At 71.0% G+C, this 15,975-nt stretch carries 13 protein-coding genes and 1 pseudogene; 6 read left to right on the top strand and 8 right to left on the bottom strand.

What is annotated here, in order from left to right; translation table 11 throughout:
- Both AB0B40_RS13270 and AB0B40_RS13265 read left to right on the top strand, forming a co-directional pair.
- Positions 1-918, top strand: coding sequence for a GNAT family N-acetyltransferase (locus AB0B40_RS13270; protein ID WP_345060385.1), 918 nt, complete (start codon positions 1-3; stop codon positions 916-918).
- A gap of 156 nt (positions 919-1,074) precedes the next feature.
- Positions 1,075-1,443, top strand: coding sequence for a nuclear transport factor 2 family protein (locus tag AB0B40_RS13265; RefSeq protein WP_345060387.1), 369 nt, complete (start codon positions 1,075-1,077; stop codon positions 1,441-1,443).
- Between the two features lie 75 nt (positions 1,444-1,518).
- Here the strand turns inward: AB0B40_RS13265 and AB0B40_RS13260 are convergent, their stop codons facing one another.
- The 5 genes from AB0B40_RS13260 to AB0B40_RS13240 form a co-directional block, all read right to left on the bottom strand.
- Positions 1,519-5,796 carry a discoidin domain-containing protein gene (locus AB0B40_RS13260; RefSeq protein WP_362263931.1) on the bottom strand — a complete coding sequence of 1,426 codons (4,278 nt, stop codon included), beginning with the start codon at positions 5,794-5,796 and terminating at the stop codon, positions 1,519-1,521.
- Between the two features lie 448 nt (positions 5,797-6,244).
- The gene (locus AB0B40_RS13255) at positions 6,245-7,345 is read right to left on the bottom strand and encodes a histidine kinase (RefSeq protein WP_362263930.1); all 1,101 of its coding nucleotides are present in this window, start codon (positions 7,343-7,345) and stop codon (positions 6,245-6,247) included.
- Complete coding sequence (locus tag AB0B40_RS13250; RefSeq protein ID WP_362263929.1) at positions 7,342-7,995, bottom strand: response regulator transcription factor; 654 nt, start codon at positions 7,993-7,995, stop codon at positions 7,342-7,344. Before AB0B40_RS13250 ends, AB0B40_RS13255 begins: the two co-directional genes overlap by 4 nt.
- A 242-nt stretch (positions 7,996-8,237) precedes the next feature.
- Positions 8,238-8,894, bottom strand: a complete 657-nt coding sequence (locus AB0B40_RS13245) for a histidine phosphatase family protein (RefSeq protein ID WP_362263928.1) — start codon at positions 8,892-8,894, stop codon at positions 8,238-8,240.
- A gap of 237 nt (positions 8,895-9,131) precedes the next feature.
- On the bottom strand, positions 9,132-9,632 hold the full coding sequence (locus AB0B40_RS13240; protein WP_362263927.1) for a GNAT family N-acetyltransferase: 501 nt from the start codon (positions 9,630-9,632) through the stop codon (positions 9,132-9,134).
- 173 nt (positions 9,633-9,805) lie between these two features.
- Here AB0B40_RS13240 and AB0B40_RS13235 point away from each other — a divergent pair, with 173 nt between their 5' ends.
- The gene (locus AB0B40_RS13235; protein WP_345060397.1) at positions 9,806-10,243 is read left to right on the top strand and encodes a hypothetical protein; all 438 of its coding nucleotides are present in this window, start codon (positions 9,806-9,808) and stop codon (positions 10,241-10,243) included.
- An 11-nt stretch (positions 10,244-10,254) separates the two neighbouring features.
- Here the strand turns inward: AB0B40_RS13235 and AB0B40_RS13230 are convergent, their stop codons facing one another.
- Positions 10,255-10,440: a hypothetical protein gene (locus AB0B40_RS13230; protein ID WP_362263926.1), complete on the bottom strand. Its 186-nt coding sequence runs from the start codon at positions 10,438-10,440 to the stop codon at positions 10,255-10,257.
- Between the two features lie 272 nt (positions 10,441-10,712).
- Here AB0B40_RS13230 and AB0B40_RS13225 point away from each other — a divergent pair, with 272 nt between their 5' ends.
- The 3 genes from AB0B40_RS13225 (at position 10,713) to AB0B40_RS13215 (ending at position 14,119) form a co-directional block, all read left to right on the top strand.
- Positions 10,713-11,303, top strand: a complete 591-nt coding sequence (locus AB0B40_RS13225) for a cysteine hydrolase family protein (RefSeq protein ID WP_345060401.1) — start codon at positions 10,713-10,715, stop codon at positions 11,301-11,303.
- Positions 11,304-11,569: 266 nt separating this feature from the next.
- A complete protein-coding gene (locus AB0B40_RS13220) occupies positions 11,570-12,748 on the top strand; it encodes a hypothetical protein (protein WP_362263925.1) in 1,179 nt (392 codons plus the stop codon).
- A gap of 135 nt (positions 12,749-12,883) precedes the next feature.
- Positions 12,884-14,119, top strand: a complete 1,236-nt coding sequence (locus AB0B40_RS13215) for an MFS transporter (RefSeq protein ID WP_362263924.1) — start codon at positions 12,884-12,886, stop codon at positions 14,117-14,119.
- Positions 14,120-14,244: 125 nt separating this feature from the next.
- On the opposite strand, the pseudogene AB0B40_RS13210 reads toward AB0B40_RS13215, so the two are convergent.
- Positions 14,245-14,712: pseudogene (locus AB0B40_RS13210) on the bottom strand (hypothetical protein).
- Positions 14,713-14,848: 136 nt separating this feature from the next.
- A complete protein-coding gene (locus tag AB0B40_RS13205; protein WP_362263923.1) occupies positions 14,849-15,892 on the bottom strand; it encodes a helix-turn-helix domain-containing protein in 1,044 nt (347 codons plus the stop codon).
- Between the last annotated feature and the right edge of the window lie 83 nt (positions 15,893-15,975).

Genomic DNA, 15,975 nt, shown 5'->3' with positions numbered 1-15,975 from the left:
ATGACTGAATTCGGCGTTCTCGGTGACAGCACGGAGTGGCAGAAGGATTTCGAGCGACGGCTACGCGCCTCGTACGCCGCGGCCGGGCTCCACTCGGCCGCGGCGGAGCGGATGTTCGAGGACGCGAGCGCCGGCATCGGTGACTGGACCGTCGCCGAGATCAAGGACGGCGGGACCCGCGTGGGACACGTCGCCGTGGCCGTGACCGAGGACGGCAAGGACGCGCTCGCGGGCCGTCTGGGCGACCTCCATATCGAGGCGCCCCACGCCGGCCGGGGGCACGAACGGGCCGCCCGGGACTGGGCCGAGGCATGGTGTGCGCGGCGCGGCGCACACCGCCTGGACATACGGCTCGCCCGGCCGGACGACGGGCTGTTCGACGACTACGGTGTCCGCGGTCAGCTCAGAACGCGTCGCGTGATCTCCCCGCCGGAACCCCTCGACGGCGTCACCGCACGGCCGATGACACCGGCCGAGTATCCCGAGTGGGTCACCGCCGAGAAGGCCGCCTACGTCGTCGACATCGTCCGCTCAGGAGCCATGGGCCAGGAGGAGGCCGTACGCAAGTCCGACCGCGACTTCGCGAAGCTGCTGCCCGAGGGCCTGGCGACGCCCGACACCACCATCCTGGTCCTGGAGGCGGCCGGCGAGCGGATCGGCACCGGCTGGCTGAAGCACGGGTACCTCCCGGGGGTCACGTACGGCTACTCGCTGTTCATCCAGGAGCAGCACCGCGGAAGGGGGTACGGGCGGGCCGCGATGGTGGCCGGCGAACAGGCCACGCTCGCGGCCGGCGACTCGATGCTGATGTTCACGGTGTGGGGCGGCAACGAGGTGGCCATGAACCTGTACACCAGCGCCGGCTACCGGGTCGTCGAGGAGAGCCGTTCGCTCGGCCTTCCCCGCAAGGCGGCTTGACGTCGCGCGGGGCTCCCTTACCTCGGCGGTAATCGTGCCGCGGGGCGGGACACGGCAAGGTGAAGCCATCGGGTTCCGGGCCGGCGCACTCCGGGCCGGAACCCGGGCCGACCGTGCCGAACACGGACCCACTCCAACCCGAACGGGAGTCCCACCATGTCGATCTACGCTGCCGCCGTCACCCGTTACTTCGAGGCGTGGAACGCCACCGACGCCGACGCGCTCGCCAAGGCCGTCGCCGCCGCGTGGACCGAGGACGGCACCTACACCGACCCGCTCGCCGACGTGCGCGGTCACGAGCAGATCGCGGCCGTCGTGCGGGCCGCGCACGAGCGCTTCCCCGGATTCGAGTTCAAGCTGACCGGCGACGTGGACGGCAACCACCACATCGCCCGCTTCAGCTGGGAGCTGGTGTCCACCGCCGACGGCTCCGCGCCGGTCGCCGGTTCGGACGTACTCACCCTGGCCGAGGACGGCCGGATCACCTCCGTCCTCGGTTTCCTCGACCGGCTCCCCGAGGCGTGACTCCCCCCGCCACCTCGGCCACTTGGCCGGCCCGTAGGGCGGACCGCGGACACGGGCCGCCCTACGGCCGTTCGCCTACTCGATGTTGATCTTGAAGGTGCTGGTCCTGTTGCGGACGTCTTCGGCGTTGCCGCTCATCCGCAGGTTGCGGAAGGTGGCCTCGCCGACCGCCGGGCCCTGGTTGGGTTCCGGCAGTTCGTTGGCCCAGATGCCGAAGCCTGACTTGGCGTCGAAGGCGTCCCCGCTCTTCCTGGAGTTGGTGATGGAGATGTCGGTGAAGACGGTGTCCTTGACCGGGAACTGCGGCTGGCCGCCGACGTAGTTGGTCTGGAACATCACGCCTCCGTAGGTGGAGTCGTCGATGTCGACGTCGTTGACCCGGATGCCCTGGAAGACCTTGGAGGCGGAGAACGCCCAGATGGCCGGGAAGACCTGCGAGCCCCAGAAGTGGCCGCCCGTCCGGTCCAGGGAGACGTTCTCGATCGTCGTGGGCTCGGTCCCGAAACCGTTCATCGGATAGCCGAAGTCCAGGGAGGAGATTGTGATCCCGGAGTACACCAGGGTGTCCGCGACCCGGATGTTGCGGAAGGTGTTGCTGTAGCCGCCGTAGACGGCCACGCCCGCCGCCCGCCATGTCAGCGTCGAGGTGAGGTTCTCGTAGAGGTTGTTCTTCTCGTCGGCGCCGCCCGCGTCGATGGCCGAGAAGAGGGCGAAGCTGTCGTCGCCCGTGGCCCGGGCGTCGTTGTTGACGACGTGGTTGTCCGTGGAGCCGTTGGTCATGTTGATGCCGTCGGCGAAGGTGTCCCGGATGCGGGAGTTGCTGATGGTCATGTTGTCGGTGTTGGCGCCCCAGTAGAGGCACACCATGTGCTCGACCCAGACGTTGTCGATGGTGATGTCGGAGACGTTCGAGAAGTCGAACACCTTGCCCGGACCGTCGATCCGCGAGGTGTAGTTGCCGAAGTAGGAGAAGCCGGCGAACGTGGAGCCCTTGGCGCTCGCCTCCGCCCGGAAGCCCACATCGGTGTTCTCCTGCGAGGAAGGCGCGTGGAAGCGGGCGAACCACGGCCCGGCCCCGACGACCTTGACCGCCTTGCCGTAGACCTGGAACTTGCTGGAGGTCTCGTAGTCGCCGGGGGGCAGGTAGACGCCGACGAGCTTGCCCGTGGTGTCCATCCGGACCTTGTCGAGGGCGTTCTGCACGTCCTGGTGCGAGAAGCCCGCCGGGACCGCGTAGGCGGCCGGATCCGGGTTCGCCGTCGCCGTCGCCTGCTCGGTGTTGACGAAGTCGATGGCGTAGCTGGAGGTGTTGGCCGCGTCCTTCTGCAGCCGGATCCGCGAACCGGCCGGGACCGTCTTGCCGAGCAGCAGGTTCGCCTCGTCGTAGATGTGGCGCGGGGCACCGGAGCCGGGCGAGTTGCCGGGTGCGGACTCGCTGCCGTAGAGCCATGCGTACTTCGAGGTCAGGTCGACAGCCTTGAGGAACTGGCCGTCCACGTAGACGTCGAGCGTCGTGGTGGTGCCGTCCGGGATCGAGAAGCGGGTGACGAGGGTGTTGGTCGCCGCGCGCGTGGTCCACTCGACGTACTGGCCGGTGCCGGTCAGGGTCACGGCCTTGCGGCCGCTCGCCTCGCCGGCGAGGTCGCCGATGGTCCGGTTCGGGCCGACGACCCTGGCGCCGCCGCCGAGGGTGCCGTCCTCGGCCTCGTACATGTCGTAGGGCATGTCCGCGCCGCGGCCGACGAACAGCGGTTGCGTCGTGGTGTTGTTGGCCCGCTTGACCGGCAGTTCGTTGGCGTCGTCGGCGATGACCGTCCGCACCGTGTACTTGCCGTTGCCGGCGGTCCAGGAACCGAGGGCGACCGGGGCGGTCGTCTGTCCCGCCGCGATGGTCCCGTTGAAGGCCCCGCTGAGGGTCTTCACGGTCGTGCCGTCGGCGCCCTGGATGGTGAGCGTCACGTTGTGGGCGCCGGAAGCCGAGTCCGTCGTGCCCTGGTTCTTGATCGAGACGGTGAACCTGACGTCGTCACCGGCCGAGGCGCTGGACGGAGTCCAGGACACCGGCGCGGCGACCAGGTCGGAGCTGGAGACGGGCTTGACGACGAGGGCGTCGGAGCGGGTGAAGGCGTTGTTCGCCTCGTCCTGCTCGATGACCTTGTTCGAGGGGTCCACCGTGGCGCCGACCGCGTAGCTGCCCGCGTCCCGTGTCCCGATGCTCGCCGTGACGGACCTCGACTCGCCGGACGCGAGGGCCGGGACGTCCGCGGTGGCCACCTTCGTGCCGCCGAGCGTGAAGTTCAGGTCGGTCGCCTTCGCCGGCTTGCTGCCACTGTTGGTGACGGTCGCCGTGAGGCTGATCGCGTCCGACTCGAGCGGGGCCGAGGGCGTGTTGGTGATCCCGGTGACCTTGAGGTCCGGGTTGGCGGACGGCGTGCCGATCACCTGGAACTCGGCGACCTGCGCGCCCGGCGCGCCGGTGTTGCCGGTGAACCTGAGCTGGACGTCGGCGGCGGATCCGGAGACCGGGATGGTCACCGTGTTGCCGGTGCCGGGGGAGAAGGTGTAGTCCTTCGCCGCCGCGAGGGTGGTGAAGGACGTGGCGTCCTGGTCCCGGCCGAGCACCTGGATGTTCTGGGTGCGCGTGGACCAGGCCGGGTCCGGGTTGAGCTTGACGACGACCTGGCCGATGTCGGCGTTGGCGCCCAGCTTGGTCGTCAGGGTGGCCGGGTAGGCGCCGCCCGCGCTCTCCCAGTAGGTGCTGGTGAGACCGTCGTTGGCGTTGGCGGCGAGGTAGGTGAAGGTGTACGAGGACGCCTCGATGGGCTTGCCCTGGGCCAGGTCCGAGCCGGGACCGCCGGGCGATCCCGGCCGGGTGACGCTGTTGCTCGGCGCCGAGGTGTTTCCGGCGGCGTCCTTCGCCTTGACGTAGTAGGTGACGGTGGAGGTCGCCGGCGGGCTGTCGGTGTACGTCGTCACGTCTCCCGCCACGGACTTGACGAGCTGGCCGTTGGCGTACACGTCGTAGCCCGTGACCTTGACGTCGTCGCTCGACGTCTGCCAGGTGAGCTTCACGTCGCCGCCGGACTGCGTGTAGGCGAGGTTGCCGGGCGCGGTGGGGGCCTGGGTGTCGCCGCCCGATCCCTTGCGGGTCACGCTGTTGCTGTTGGCGGAGACGTTGCCCGCGGCGTCCTTGGCACGGACGAAGTAGGTGATGTCGCTGCCGGCGGGCTGGGTGTCCGTGTACGTCAGGACGTTCCCGGCCACGCTCGCCCGCAGCTGGCCGTTGGCGTAGATGTCGTAACCGGTGACGCCCGTGTCGTCGGTGGCCGCGTTCCAGGTGAGCTTGATCTGCCCGGTGCCGGGTTCGGTGTAGCCGAGGTTCGCCGGCGCGGTGGGTGCCTGGGTGTCACCGGTGGCCGGCCCGTACACCTCCAGCTCGGAGACCTGCCCGGCGGGCCAGCCCGTGTTGGCGGTGAACAGCACCCGCACGTACCGCGTCGTGGTGGTGTCGAGGCTGATCGTCGCCGACTGGTCGTTGCCGCTGTCGAAGGTGTACGCCTTCGACGCCGTCAGGTCGGTGTAGTTCTGGTTGTCGGTCGAGCCCTGGACCTTGAGCGTCTGACTGCGGCTCGGCCATCCGCTCGGCAGCCGGAGTGTCACCTGGTTGACTTTGACCGAGGAGCCGAGATCGACCTGCACCCATTGCGGGAAGGCGTTGTTCTTGCTCTCCCAGTACGTTGCGCGGTTGCCGTCACCGGCGTTGGCCGCGCCGTACACGTCGGCGTGCCCGCTCTCGCTGAAGGGCTTGCCCAGGGCCAGGTTCGGGGTCGAGGCGTCGGTGGTGAGGACCTGCATCTCGGCGAGTTGCGCGCTGCCACCGACCGAGTTGCCGCTGAAGTCGGCCCGTACATAGCGGGCGAGGGTCGCCGGGAAGGAGATCTTCACCGTGTTCCCGTTGCCGGGACTGAAGACGTACGACGCCGACGACCTGAGCGTGGCGAAACTCCGGCCGTCGGCGCTGCCCTGGAGCGCGAGGGTCTGGCTGCGGGTCTGCCACCGGGCGGGCAGCCGCAGCACCACCTGTCGGACGCGCTCGGACCGCCCGAGATCGGTCTGCACCCACTGCGCCGACTTCTTGCCGGCCTGCCAGTAGGTGCTGGTGTCGCCGTCGTTCACGTTGGCGGCCACATGCGTGCCGAGCGCGCTGCCGGACCTGGCCGGGGCGTCGGCGGCGGCGTCCGGGCCGCCGGCCGCGTGCGCGCCGAGGGCCGGCAGTCCGAGAACCGCGACAGCGGAGACCAGCGCGGCGGTGGCGGTACGGCGTCTCCACGAACTGCGTTTGTGTCGAGTCATGCGGGGTCACTCCCTGCGGAGGGCTCACGTACCCGCTGAGGGCACGCGAGGGCGGCTCGTTTCGGGGCAGAGCGGTGGCGCGGTCGATCAGGACGGCAAGGGTCATCCGCCCGGAGGCTGGGAGGCTCCGGTCCCTCCCGGGCAGCTGTGCGCAGCTTCTTGCATTGATTCATCGCAATATTGCAGACGTTTCGCGGGCTCGTCCACGGTCGCGGCAGCACGAGTTTCTCCGGGTGCGCCTATGCCGCTGTGATGGAGGGAATCCAGGGGTCTTCATCGGTCGCGAAGCGGTGCGAAGCGGCTCATGTACCGCAGTCCGGGGCCGGGAAGTCGGCCCGCCCCGGGATAATCAATAATTTGCGTAGACTGGGAAGTTTTTTGCGCTCAGCCGGCATGGCGGCGCAACGACTTGCGCACACGGCGACGACTCAGCGGTCGGGACGGTTCCTCACCCCGTGACTTCCGTCGGCAGCACCACGCGGACCTCGTAACCGCCGTCGCTCGTCGGACCCGAGCTCATGGTGCCGCCGAGGAGCTCGGCGCGCTGGCGAAGACCGATCAAGCCGTGGTGTGCGCCGGGCAGCGGAAGGGGCGGCTGCGTCGGTGCGGTGTTGGTGACCCTGACGTGGACGAGATCGCCTGCCTGGAACAGGTCGATGCGTGCGGTGGCGCCGGGCGCGTGCTTGCGTGTGTTCGTCAGTGCTTCCTGGACCGTGCGGTAGGCCGCGCGCTGGACGGTGGGCGGAAGACCTTCGGGCAGGTCCATCGTCAGCTCGGTCTCGATGCCGCAGTTGTCGGCCAGCCTCCGGATGTCGACCAGTGCCGGCTGCGGGGTCAGATCCGTCGGGTTCCCCCCGGAGGCCCGAAGGACGCCGACCATGTGGCGCAGCTCGTCGAGCGTCTGCACGCTCAGTCTCCGGATCGTCGAGGCGGCCTCTTTGGTGTTCGGGTCCTTCGTGCCGACCTGCAGGGCTCCGGCGTGCACGGCGATCAGGCTGACCTGGTGGGAGACGACGTCGTGCATCTCCCGCGCGAGCTGGGCGCGTTCCTTGGCCAGCGCGGCCTGGGCGGTGAGCAGCTCCTGGCGGTCACGAGCCTGGGAGATCTCGGTCAGTCTCAGCGACAGGTCGCGGCGGGTCTGCACGAGCTGCCCGAGGAAGACGGCGGCGGCCGCCGTGGCGGTGCTGTAGCCGAGCGCGATCAGCGTGGTGCGAGAGGTCAGATCCAGCCCCCGCGCCGGCAGGGATGTCGTGTCGGCGAAGGCGAAGGCCAGGGCACCCAGGACCAGCAGCGTCCGCGGGCGCTTGAAGGAAGCGAGCGTGTACAGCGCGGCCAGGCAGGCGAAGACCGCGTCGGACAGCAGGACGGAAGGAAGGGTGACGCAGAAGGTGAGCAACGGATGCCGTCGGCGCAGCAGCAGGGCGAGGGCGGCGCTCAGGCCGCAGGCCATCCGCAACGGCTCATGGATGTCCCAGTGGGCCCATACGTCGAGGAGGGCCATGGCCACCGCCGCGCCGTCCAGGAGAAGCGGGGACGGGCGGCGGGTCATCCCGCGCCCTCCGCGAGGAGCCCGGCCCGCTGGGCGAAGAGGGCGGCCTGGACCCGGCCGCTGACACCCAGCTTGGTGAGGATGGCGCTGACATGATCCTTGACCGTGCCGGTGCTCAGATGCATCCGGGTCGCGATATCGGCGTTCGACAGGCCCTCGGCGACGAGGATCAGCACCTCACGTTCGCGGTCGGTGAGACGTTCGAGAGCCTTCGGCGGGCGCTCCTGCGGTCCTGCGCTCAGATAGCCGTCCACCACCGTCCGCGTGACCTTGGCCGACAGCACCGTGCCACCGTCGGCCAGACTCTGCACCGACGACGGCAGCGCCTCGGGATCGGTGTCCTTGAGGAGGAAGCCGGCAGCGCCCGAGCGCAGTGCCGTCTCCACGTATTCGTCCATGTCGAACGTGGTCAGCATGGCCACCACCGGAGGCTCCGGCAGCCGGCGGATCTCACTCAGGACGGTGAGCCCGTCCACGTCCGGCATCCGGATGTCCAGCAGGACGACATCGGGGTGCGTCTCGCGCACCGCCTGGAGAGCCTGACCGCCGGACACCGCCCCGACGACCTCGATGTTGTCGGCGGCGTCCAGGATGCTCCGGAAGCCCGTGCGGATCAGGGCTTCGTCGTCGACCACCAATACCCGGATCACGAGTGCTCCAGCCTCTGTCGGACCACTGTCCGATTCGTACCACGCCGGGAGCCGCCCCGCCGCTGGGCGCCCTCTGGTGCGGGCGTCGGGGCGTCAGGGCGGCCGGCCCGGCGCGGGCGGCAGGTCCCGTGATCCTCGGTGTCGGAGCGTTTCATCCCCCTGCCCCGGGAGGGGCACCGCCGCCACCCCACGGTGGGACGAGAGGGCCACCCCACGGTGGGGTGGGAAGGGGCGCCTGGGAGTCAGGGGCGGCCGGTGAGGCACAGGCGCCGTGAGGCGGTCCGTGCGGCCAGCACCGCGACGGGTGCGGAGCCGTCGGCCGGCTCCCGCCGCCGAGGCGCCGCCAGGCGGCCGAGCCGCGCGTTCCAGTGGCCGTCGCGCATCGTCAGCGTGACCGCGGAGAAGGACGGGACGTCCAGATGCCAGAAGGAGCGGGCCGGTACGGACAGGGCGTGGACGAGCGCGGCCCGGATGACGGAGCCTTCGGTGATCGCGAGGACGGTCTCCATGCCGACGGGCAGGGACTCCAGCCACGCGGCCGTCCGGCGGCACAGCTCACCGACGGACTCGCCCCCGTGCGGTGCGGCGGCGGGATCCGTCAGCCAGGCGGAGAGGCCGTAGGGTTCTTCGGCCGCGACATCCCGCAGCGGGCGGCCGTCCCACAGCCCGTGGTCCAGATCGCGCAGTGCGGCCTCGGGCGCGGCCTCGACGGCAAGGGTCTCGGCGATCTGCGCGCAGCGCACGGAGGGCGCCCGGAAGGCCTGTGAGTAGGGCGGGAGCGCCGACCGGGCGGCCAGGAGCTCCAGCCGGTCGCGGGCACTCAGCGCGCCGTCCCCGAAGACCTGGTCAGGGCTGCCTTCGGCGGCGGTCGCGCACAGCATCGTCAGTCGCACCCTCACGATCCGACCTCCTTCTCCGATGGGACGGCGCCCAGCTGGTCCGCTCACGTGGTCGTGAACCGCTCGGCGGGGCAGACACGTGTCCCATTGCTCACCAGGGTCCTGGAAGGGGTGCTCCCCGAACCATCCGGCATGCGGCCGGACCACCCCCGCCGGTCGGCGGGATCCGCGTCGGCGGATGGCGGGGGGCGGGGGGCAGGGCGGCGTGGGTGCGGTGCCGGGACGGCGGCGGGGGGCCTACGGCAGGAACGCGAGGTCGCACTGGTACCAGGTGCCGCTCTTACCGCCCAGGTCGGCGCGGTCGGCCGGCCCGATCGGGACGAAGCCGGCTTTGGTCAGCACCCTGTGGGACGCGGTGTTGTCGTGGGCGGTGGCCGCCCGCACCGTGCGCAGTCCGTGCCGCTGCGCCGCCAGGCGGCACAGCTCCCGGACGGCCGCGGTGGCCACGCCCCGGCCGGCGACGTGCTGCGCGACCCGGTAGCCGAGCTCCGCGGTACGGTGCTCGATGTTGACCAGGTTGAACCTGCCGAGTACCGAGCCGTCCTCGGCGACGAGCACGTAGCAGGCGCAGGCGCCGGCCTCCTGCTCGGCCAGCAGGGCGTTGTACCGGTCGGTGAACTGGTGGAAGTAGTCGTCGCCGCGGTCGGAGACCGAGGCCGCGAAGTAGGTGCGGTTCGCCAGCTCGAACGCCAGGACCGCCGGGGCGTGGGTGGCATGCAGCCGCTTCAGCTCAGGCACCGCCCGACTCTACCCGGACGGGGGCCGAGGCCACCGGAGCTCCGGCAGCATGCCTCCCGGTCGTTGTGGGGGAGCGCTCGCGGTATCACCCGTCCGGAGGTACACCTTGAACGATCTTGCTCCATATGCTGAACAACATGTGTCTTCCGCCGCTCTGTCGGACCGGTTTGCGCGTGGGATCTGTCGTACTCGCGCCTGTCTTCGCCCTGCTCCCGGCCGGCGCGACCTCGGCCGCCTCCGGCCCGGTCAGAGCGGAGGTCAGGCTCGGCTGTGACCCGGACACCTGGCGCGTGCGGTACACGGTGGGCGGCTTCGGGCACGCCCCCGGTTCGGCGCTGACCGCGCGGATCGACGTCCGTGTCGTCGACGAGTACGGGCCGGACAAGGTCACCGGCGAGGGCCCGTACGGCCTCGGGAGCGCCACCACCACCGGAGACGTGAGCCGCAAGGCCGACGCCGCGGGGGCGTGGTCCGTCCACGCGGTCCTGAGCCGGGGGCCTCGCCCTTCGGGCTACCCGCGTTCGCACACCCAGGCCACCACCGTCACCGTCCACGTGTCCGACGGCACCGGCACGGCCACGGCCGAGGGCGAGTGCCTGCTGGCGGTGTAGTGGACGGCGGGCTACATACCGCCCGGTCCGCTCGCGGGGATCTGCTGCCCCGTCGGGATGTGGTGGTGGGCGAGGTGGGCGTCGCGGTGGTGGTGAGCGGGGCGGTGGGCGTCGGGATGGCCGTACTTCCTGAGACGGCGGCGACCGGAGACGATGTCCCGGACGACACTGATACCTCGGGTGAGCAAGGTCTGCATGTGCGTTCCCCTCGTGCGGGTTTCCTGCCGGACAGTGTGTACCCGCCGGTAGGGGAACACGGCCGATATGAGCGGAACTTGAGCCTGCCACGGACGACGGCCGAACTCCCCCCGCCCGCCGTGTCGTGTCGCGCGCCGCACGTGCGGATGTCTGTTTCTGCAAGTTGGACGACATTGCTGACACGTCGCCCGCTCCCGTAGCGTTCAGGTCGGGCCGCCGCCCCGGCGCTTGGCCCAACTCCACCGCCACACAGATGACTTGAGGTACAGGCATGCCTACGACCACGCTGCGCCAGCTGAACGCCTTCGATGACACTCCCGCGTCGCTCGCGTCCGCGACGGTGATCCTGATCGACTACCAGAACACCTACACCCAGGGCGTCATGGAGCTGTCCGGCTGGGAGGCCGCCCTGGACGCCGGTGCCACGCTGCTCGCGAAGGCCCGGGAGTCCGGCGCTAAGGTCATCCACGTCGTCAACGACGGCGGCGAGGGCACGCCGTACGACATCCGTGCGGAGATCGGCCGGATCCACCCGAAGGTCGCGCCGGTCGACGGCGAGGCGACCGTGGTGAAGACGAAGCCCAACGCCTTCCTCGACACCGACCTCGGGGACCTGGTGGACGCGGCCGGGAACAAGGACCTGGTGATCGCCGGGTTCATGACCCACATGTGCGTCGCCTTCACCGCCCAGGGCGCCTTCCTGCGCGGGAACCGGCCGACCGTGGTGGCCGACGCCTCCGCGACCCGGCCGCTCGAGACCTCGGTGGCCCGGGTGTCCGCGGACGCCCTCCACCTCGGTGCGCTCGCCACGATCGGTGATCTGTACGGCGTCGTGGTGCCCTCGGCGGCCCAGCTCGGCTGACACCCCTCGAGACGTCGTCGCGGGCGGCCGGGTGTCTCATCCCCCGTGCACTCGGCCCCCGCGACGGCCATCGGTACGTAATGTTCCGTTTGCCGGAAACGAAAGCGGAACCTCCATTCGTGAAAAATAGCCGGTGATCACACGGTGTGTGGTGAGAACTACGGTGTGATCCACTAATAGCCCCGCCAACTCCCGTGCAAATACGGTCACGTGGTGGCGGGCGCGGACCGATCCGCGCCCCCTTCGAACAGAAGGAAACACCTCACGTGACCACACGAAGAACCGTTCTCGCGGGTGCGACCGCCGTCGGCACCGCCGCCGTGCTCGGCACCGCCGCCCAGGCCTCAGCGGCCGACGGGCTGGCCACTCCCACGACGTCGGACGCGGCCCAGAAGGAAGCCCGCGACGCGATACGCAAGGTCAACGCCGACATGCGCAGCAACTACGCCGCGCTCAAGGCGGACCTCGCCAAGCGGCTGTCGCCGATGATCGTCGTCACGAACACCGCGACCGGCGGTCAGTTCACCCTCCTGTACAACGGCACGACGGAGACCGTGCAGCCGGTCCCCGAGTACTTCGAACTGGCCAAGTCGATCGCGCACGTCCCGCTGGGCATCTACTCCGTGCTCGCCCAGTACCTCAGCGACCAGGTGCCCAACGTCCCCAACCGGGACCGCATCGACGCCCACGACCTCGACATGGTCGCGGCCAAGGGACAGTCGGACCACTCCTGGGTCACCCCGCTCACCAACTTCAGGACGACCCTCACCGCCGCCCGCGACAAGCTGACCGCCGCGAACCTCCCCAAGGACCTGCACGACAGCTGCAAGTTCATCCTGGACGAGGCGATCCACTACATCGACGGGGTCCTGCACGACCAGACGTTCGACATCCCCGGCTACGACGTCTTCTCGGCAACGGTCTACCCGAAGATCCGCACCAACATGGTCTTCTCGGCCAAGGCCCAGATCGACGGCATCGAAGGCCAGTTGAAGAAGTGGCGCGGCAAGCTCGGCGAGACCGCCTGGAGCGAGCTGTACGTGGTCGTGTTCTCCATCTGGACCACCAGCGTCCTCAACCAGGCGTCCATCATCATCAAGCGGTGCATGGACCAGTCCAAGGCCGACTCGCACCTGATCGACGTGCCCACCGCCGAGCCCCTCAGCGATCCCCTCGCCGTCGCCCGGGACAACCTCGCCCGGATCGTGCAGGACAACGTCGCCGCCGAGATGGTCTTCGCGAGCGACGCCGAGATCGCCACGGCCCTCAAGGGCCGCCAGGATCTGCTGTCCGAGGAGATCCTCAACCAGCTCGGCACCAACGGCACCGCCAACCCGGCCTCGTACAAGGGGACCGCCGCCACGGCGGCCACCGCCGCCGCGCTCGCGGCCGGCAAGGACGCGTGCCCCTGGCACCAGGCCCGGCAGGCCGCCGCCGGCGTCTGACCTGACACCGCCCCACCCCGTCACGGCTCCCTCCGGACACCGACGCGGACCACACACCGCACCGGTGCCCCGGGGGGAGCCGTTTGCCGATGTCACCGACCGAACGACGCAGCACCTCACCCCAGGGAACAACCCGTGCCCTCCAGCACCACGTCCAGACGCACCCGCACCACCCCCGTCCCGCGCTCCGGCCGCCGCGCCGACGCCCTCCCCCTCGTGGGCCTCATCCTCCTGGCCCTGAACCTCCGCGCGGCGATCACCGGCATCCCGCCCGTCCTCCCCACCCTCCAGAGCGACCTCCACCTCACGGGCACACAGGCCGGCGTCCTCACCACGCTCCCCGTGCTCTGCCTCGGCGTCTTCGCCCCCGTCGCGCCCGCCCTGGCCCGGCGCACCGGGACCGAGACCGTCCTCGCCGCCGCCCTCGCCCTCATCCTCGCCGGCGTCCTCATCCGCACCCTGCCCACCCAGGCAGCCCTCTTCGCCGGCACCCTGCTCGCCGGAGCGGGCATCGCCCTGGGCAACGTGCTCATGCCCGCGGTCGTCAAACGTGACTTCCCCGACCGCATCGGCACCATGACGGGCCTCGCGATGACCCTCATGGCCGCCACCGGCGCCCTCGCCGCGGGCCTCGCCGTCCCCCTCACCGCCGCCGGCGGATGGCGCACGGCCCTCACCGTCTGGGCGGCCCCCGCGCTGGCCGCCGCCACCACGTGGAGCCTCCTCGCCGTCCGCCGTACTCCGCCCCGGCCGCCGGCCACCGGCCCGCTCACCACGGTCCGGACCACAACCGGGACGTCCGTACTGCGCTCCCCGCTCGCGTGGGCCGTCTCCGCCCTACTCGGCATCGTCTCCCTGGGCTTCTACGTCCTCGTGGCGTGGACACCCCAGATCATGCGCGACGAGGGCTACCCGGCGGCCGAAGCCGGCGCGATGACGTCCGTGATGCTCACCATCGGCATCCCGCTCGGCCTGGCCGTCCCCGTCACCGCCGCCCGGGTCACCGACCAACGCCCCCTCGTCGCCGGGGTGATCGCCCTCAAGGCGGCCGGACTCACCGGGATCCTGCTCGCACCCCAGCAGGCCTGGGTGTGGACCGGCGTCCTCGGCGCCGCCATCGGCGCCGCGTTCCCCCTGGCCATGACCATCCTCAGCCTCCGCTCACCCGACCCGGCCACCGCCGCACGCCTGTCCGCCATGGCACAGACCGGCGGCTATCTGCTCGCCGGCTGCGGCCCCGCGGCCATCGGCATCCTGCACACCCTCACCGGCGGCTGGCACGCGCCGATCCTGCTGCTGATCGCCTGCACGGTGCCCGAGCTGCTCGTCGGCCTCGTCGCCGGCCGCTCCGGCTTCGTCGGCGCCCGCTGACCTCGCCCGCCCCTGCCGGGCACGCCGGCAGGGGCCGGTTCGGACGTGTGGGCAGCGTGCCCGGGGGCTCTACCGCGCGGACCGCCGGGCCGGGAGGCCGAGGGCGGCATGGTCGCCGGTCCGTGTCACGAGCGGTCTTCGGCGCCCGTCACGACGCCGTAGGTCACCAGCCCGTACGCCAGGTGCGGAACGATGTCCGACGTCCAGTCCTTCGCCGACCAGGTCGTCGGATCGCTGACCCCCAGCCGCATCATGGGCAGGTCGGTCGCGGCCATGGCCAGGGCGCCGGTAGCCACCCCGCCCAGCCACCAGGGCATGCGTACGCCGGCGTGCCGGAGCAGGGCGACTGCCACACCGGTGCCGCACCCGACGGCGATGCCCGACAGGGCGCCGAGACCGGAGAGCCGGTTGTCCCGGGTGTCTCCCTACCCGGTAACGGGATGTCCGACGTCCTCGGCGATCTTCTCCACGACCTGGGCCGGGGCCTCGCTCGACGGCCTGCCCCGCAGTGCCATGTCGGCGTACGCCACCGCGTTCAACACGGTCGTCCCGGCGGCGCCTGCCGCGCCACCGCGCACAAGGCTCTTGATCATGCCAGGCCGAGTTCCCCCCGGTGGAGTGTCCGAACCATGCCCGGACACCTGACCGGACACCGAGCCGCCCGGCCTCGACGGACGCGTTCCCACCGGGTGCGCCGGCACGGCAGGCGAGGGGACGGCTTCGCCCTGGTCAGGCGCCCGTGCCCACGAGGTCGTTGGGGCTGAAGGTGCGGCGGTAGGCGGCGGGGGAGACCCCGAACGCCGATCGCATGTGGGCGCGCAGGGAGTTCGCGGAGCCGAAGCCGGAACGGTGGGCGACCAGATCGATCGGCAGGTCGGTGGTCTCCAGCAACTGCTTCGCCAGTTCCAGGCGTTGCGCGGTGATCCACTGCACCGGCGTCATGCCGACTTCGTCGCGGAAGCGGCGGGTGAAGGAACGCAGGCTCATCCGGGCGTGCTCGGCGAGCCGGGGCAGCGTCAACGGCTCGCCGAGGTGTTCCAGGGCCCAGGCGCGGGTGGCGGTGGTGCTGGCCACGGTGGGCTCGGGGACCGGGCGGTCGATGTACTGGGCCTGTCCGCCGTCCCGCCAGGGCGGCACGACGCACATCCGGGCCGCCCGGTTGGCGGCGGCAGCGCCGTGGTCGCGACGGATCATGTGCAGGCACAGGTCGACGCCCGCGGCCACACCCGCGGAGGTCAGCACGTCACCGTCGTCGACGAACAGGACTTCCTCGTCGACCTTGACCCGGGGGTACGCCCGGCGGAACTCCGGGGCCAGGTTCCAGTGCGTGGTGGCCGGCCGTCCGTCCAGCAGCCCGGCGGCGGCCAGCACGTAGGACCCCGTGCAGATGGAGACCAGCCGGGTGCCGGGCCGGATGCCGGCGATGGCCGCGGTGACGTCGGGGGGCAGCGGGCCGCCATGGCCCAGCTCGGGCATGGCGTGGGTGGGCGGGACGATCACCGTGTCCGCGGCGGCCAGGGCCTCGGGTCCGGCCGCCGGCTGCACGGTGAAGCCGGCGTCGCTGAGCACGGGGGCGCCGTCGGCGGTGCAGACGGTGACGTCGTACAGCGGGCGGCCCTCGGCGTCCTGCACGCTGCCGAAGACACGCGAGGGGATGCCCAGCTCGAAGGGCGGGACCCCGGGCAGGGCGAGCACGGCGATCCGGTGCCGCCGGGGCGCCACCGCCGCACGGTCCTGCTCCACCCCGTCTGTCACCTGCCACGTTCCACTCATGGCCGAATCCTGTCACATAGTGGCCGTACGGCCAACACCATGCGGGGCCGGGGTGCCGGATCGTGGACTGCGTCGCGCCGGGG

This window comes from Streptomyces sp. NPDC042638 (assembly GCF_040647235.1).
GTDB classification, from domain to species: domain Bacteria; phylum Actinomycetota; class Actinomycetes; order Streptomycetales; family Streptomycetaceae; genus Streptomyces; species Streptomyces rameus.
This window is presented reverse-complemented; position numbering and strand designations above follow the sequence as displayed.

What these genes read in the sequence shown, in the direction of transcription:
- AB0B40_RS13270 (WP_345060385.1), top strand. Translation starts at nt 1, where the DNA reads ATGACTGAATTCGGCGTTCTCGGTGACAGCACGGAGTGGCAGAAGGAT.
- AB0B40_RS13265 (WP_345060387.1), top strand. Translation starts at nt 1,075, where the DNA reads ATGTCGATCTACGCTGCCGCCGTCACCCGTTACTTCGAGGCGTGGAAC.
- AB0B40_RS13260 (WP_362263931.1), bottom strand. Translation starts at nt 5,796, where the DNA reads ATGACTCGACACAAACGCAGTTCGTGGAGACGCCGTACCGCCACCGCC.
- AB0B40_RS13255 (WP_362263930.1), bottom strand. Translation starts at nt 7,345, where the DNA reads ATGACCCGCCGCCCGTCCCCGCTTCTCCTGGACGGCGCGGCGGTGGCC.
- AB0B40_RS13230 (WP_362263926.1), bottom strand. Translation starts at nt 10,440, where the DNA reads ATGCAGACCTTGCTCACCCGAGGTATCAGTGTCGTCCGGGACATCGTC.
- AB0B40_RS13225 (WP_345060401.1), top strand. Translation starts at nt 10,713, where the DNA reads ATGCCTACGACCACGCTGCGCCAGCTGAACGCCTTCGATGACACTCCC.
- AB0B40_RS13205 (WP_362263923.1), bottom strand. Translation starts at nt 15,892, where the DNA reads ATGAGTGGAACGTGGCAGGTGACAGACGGGGTGGAGCAGGACCGTGCG.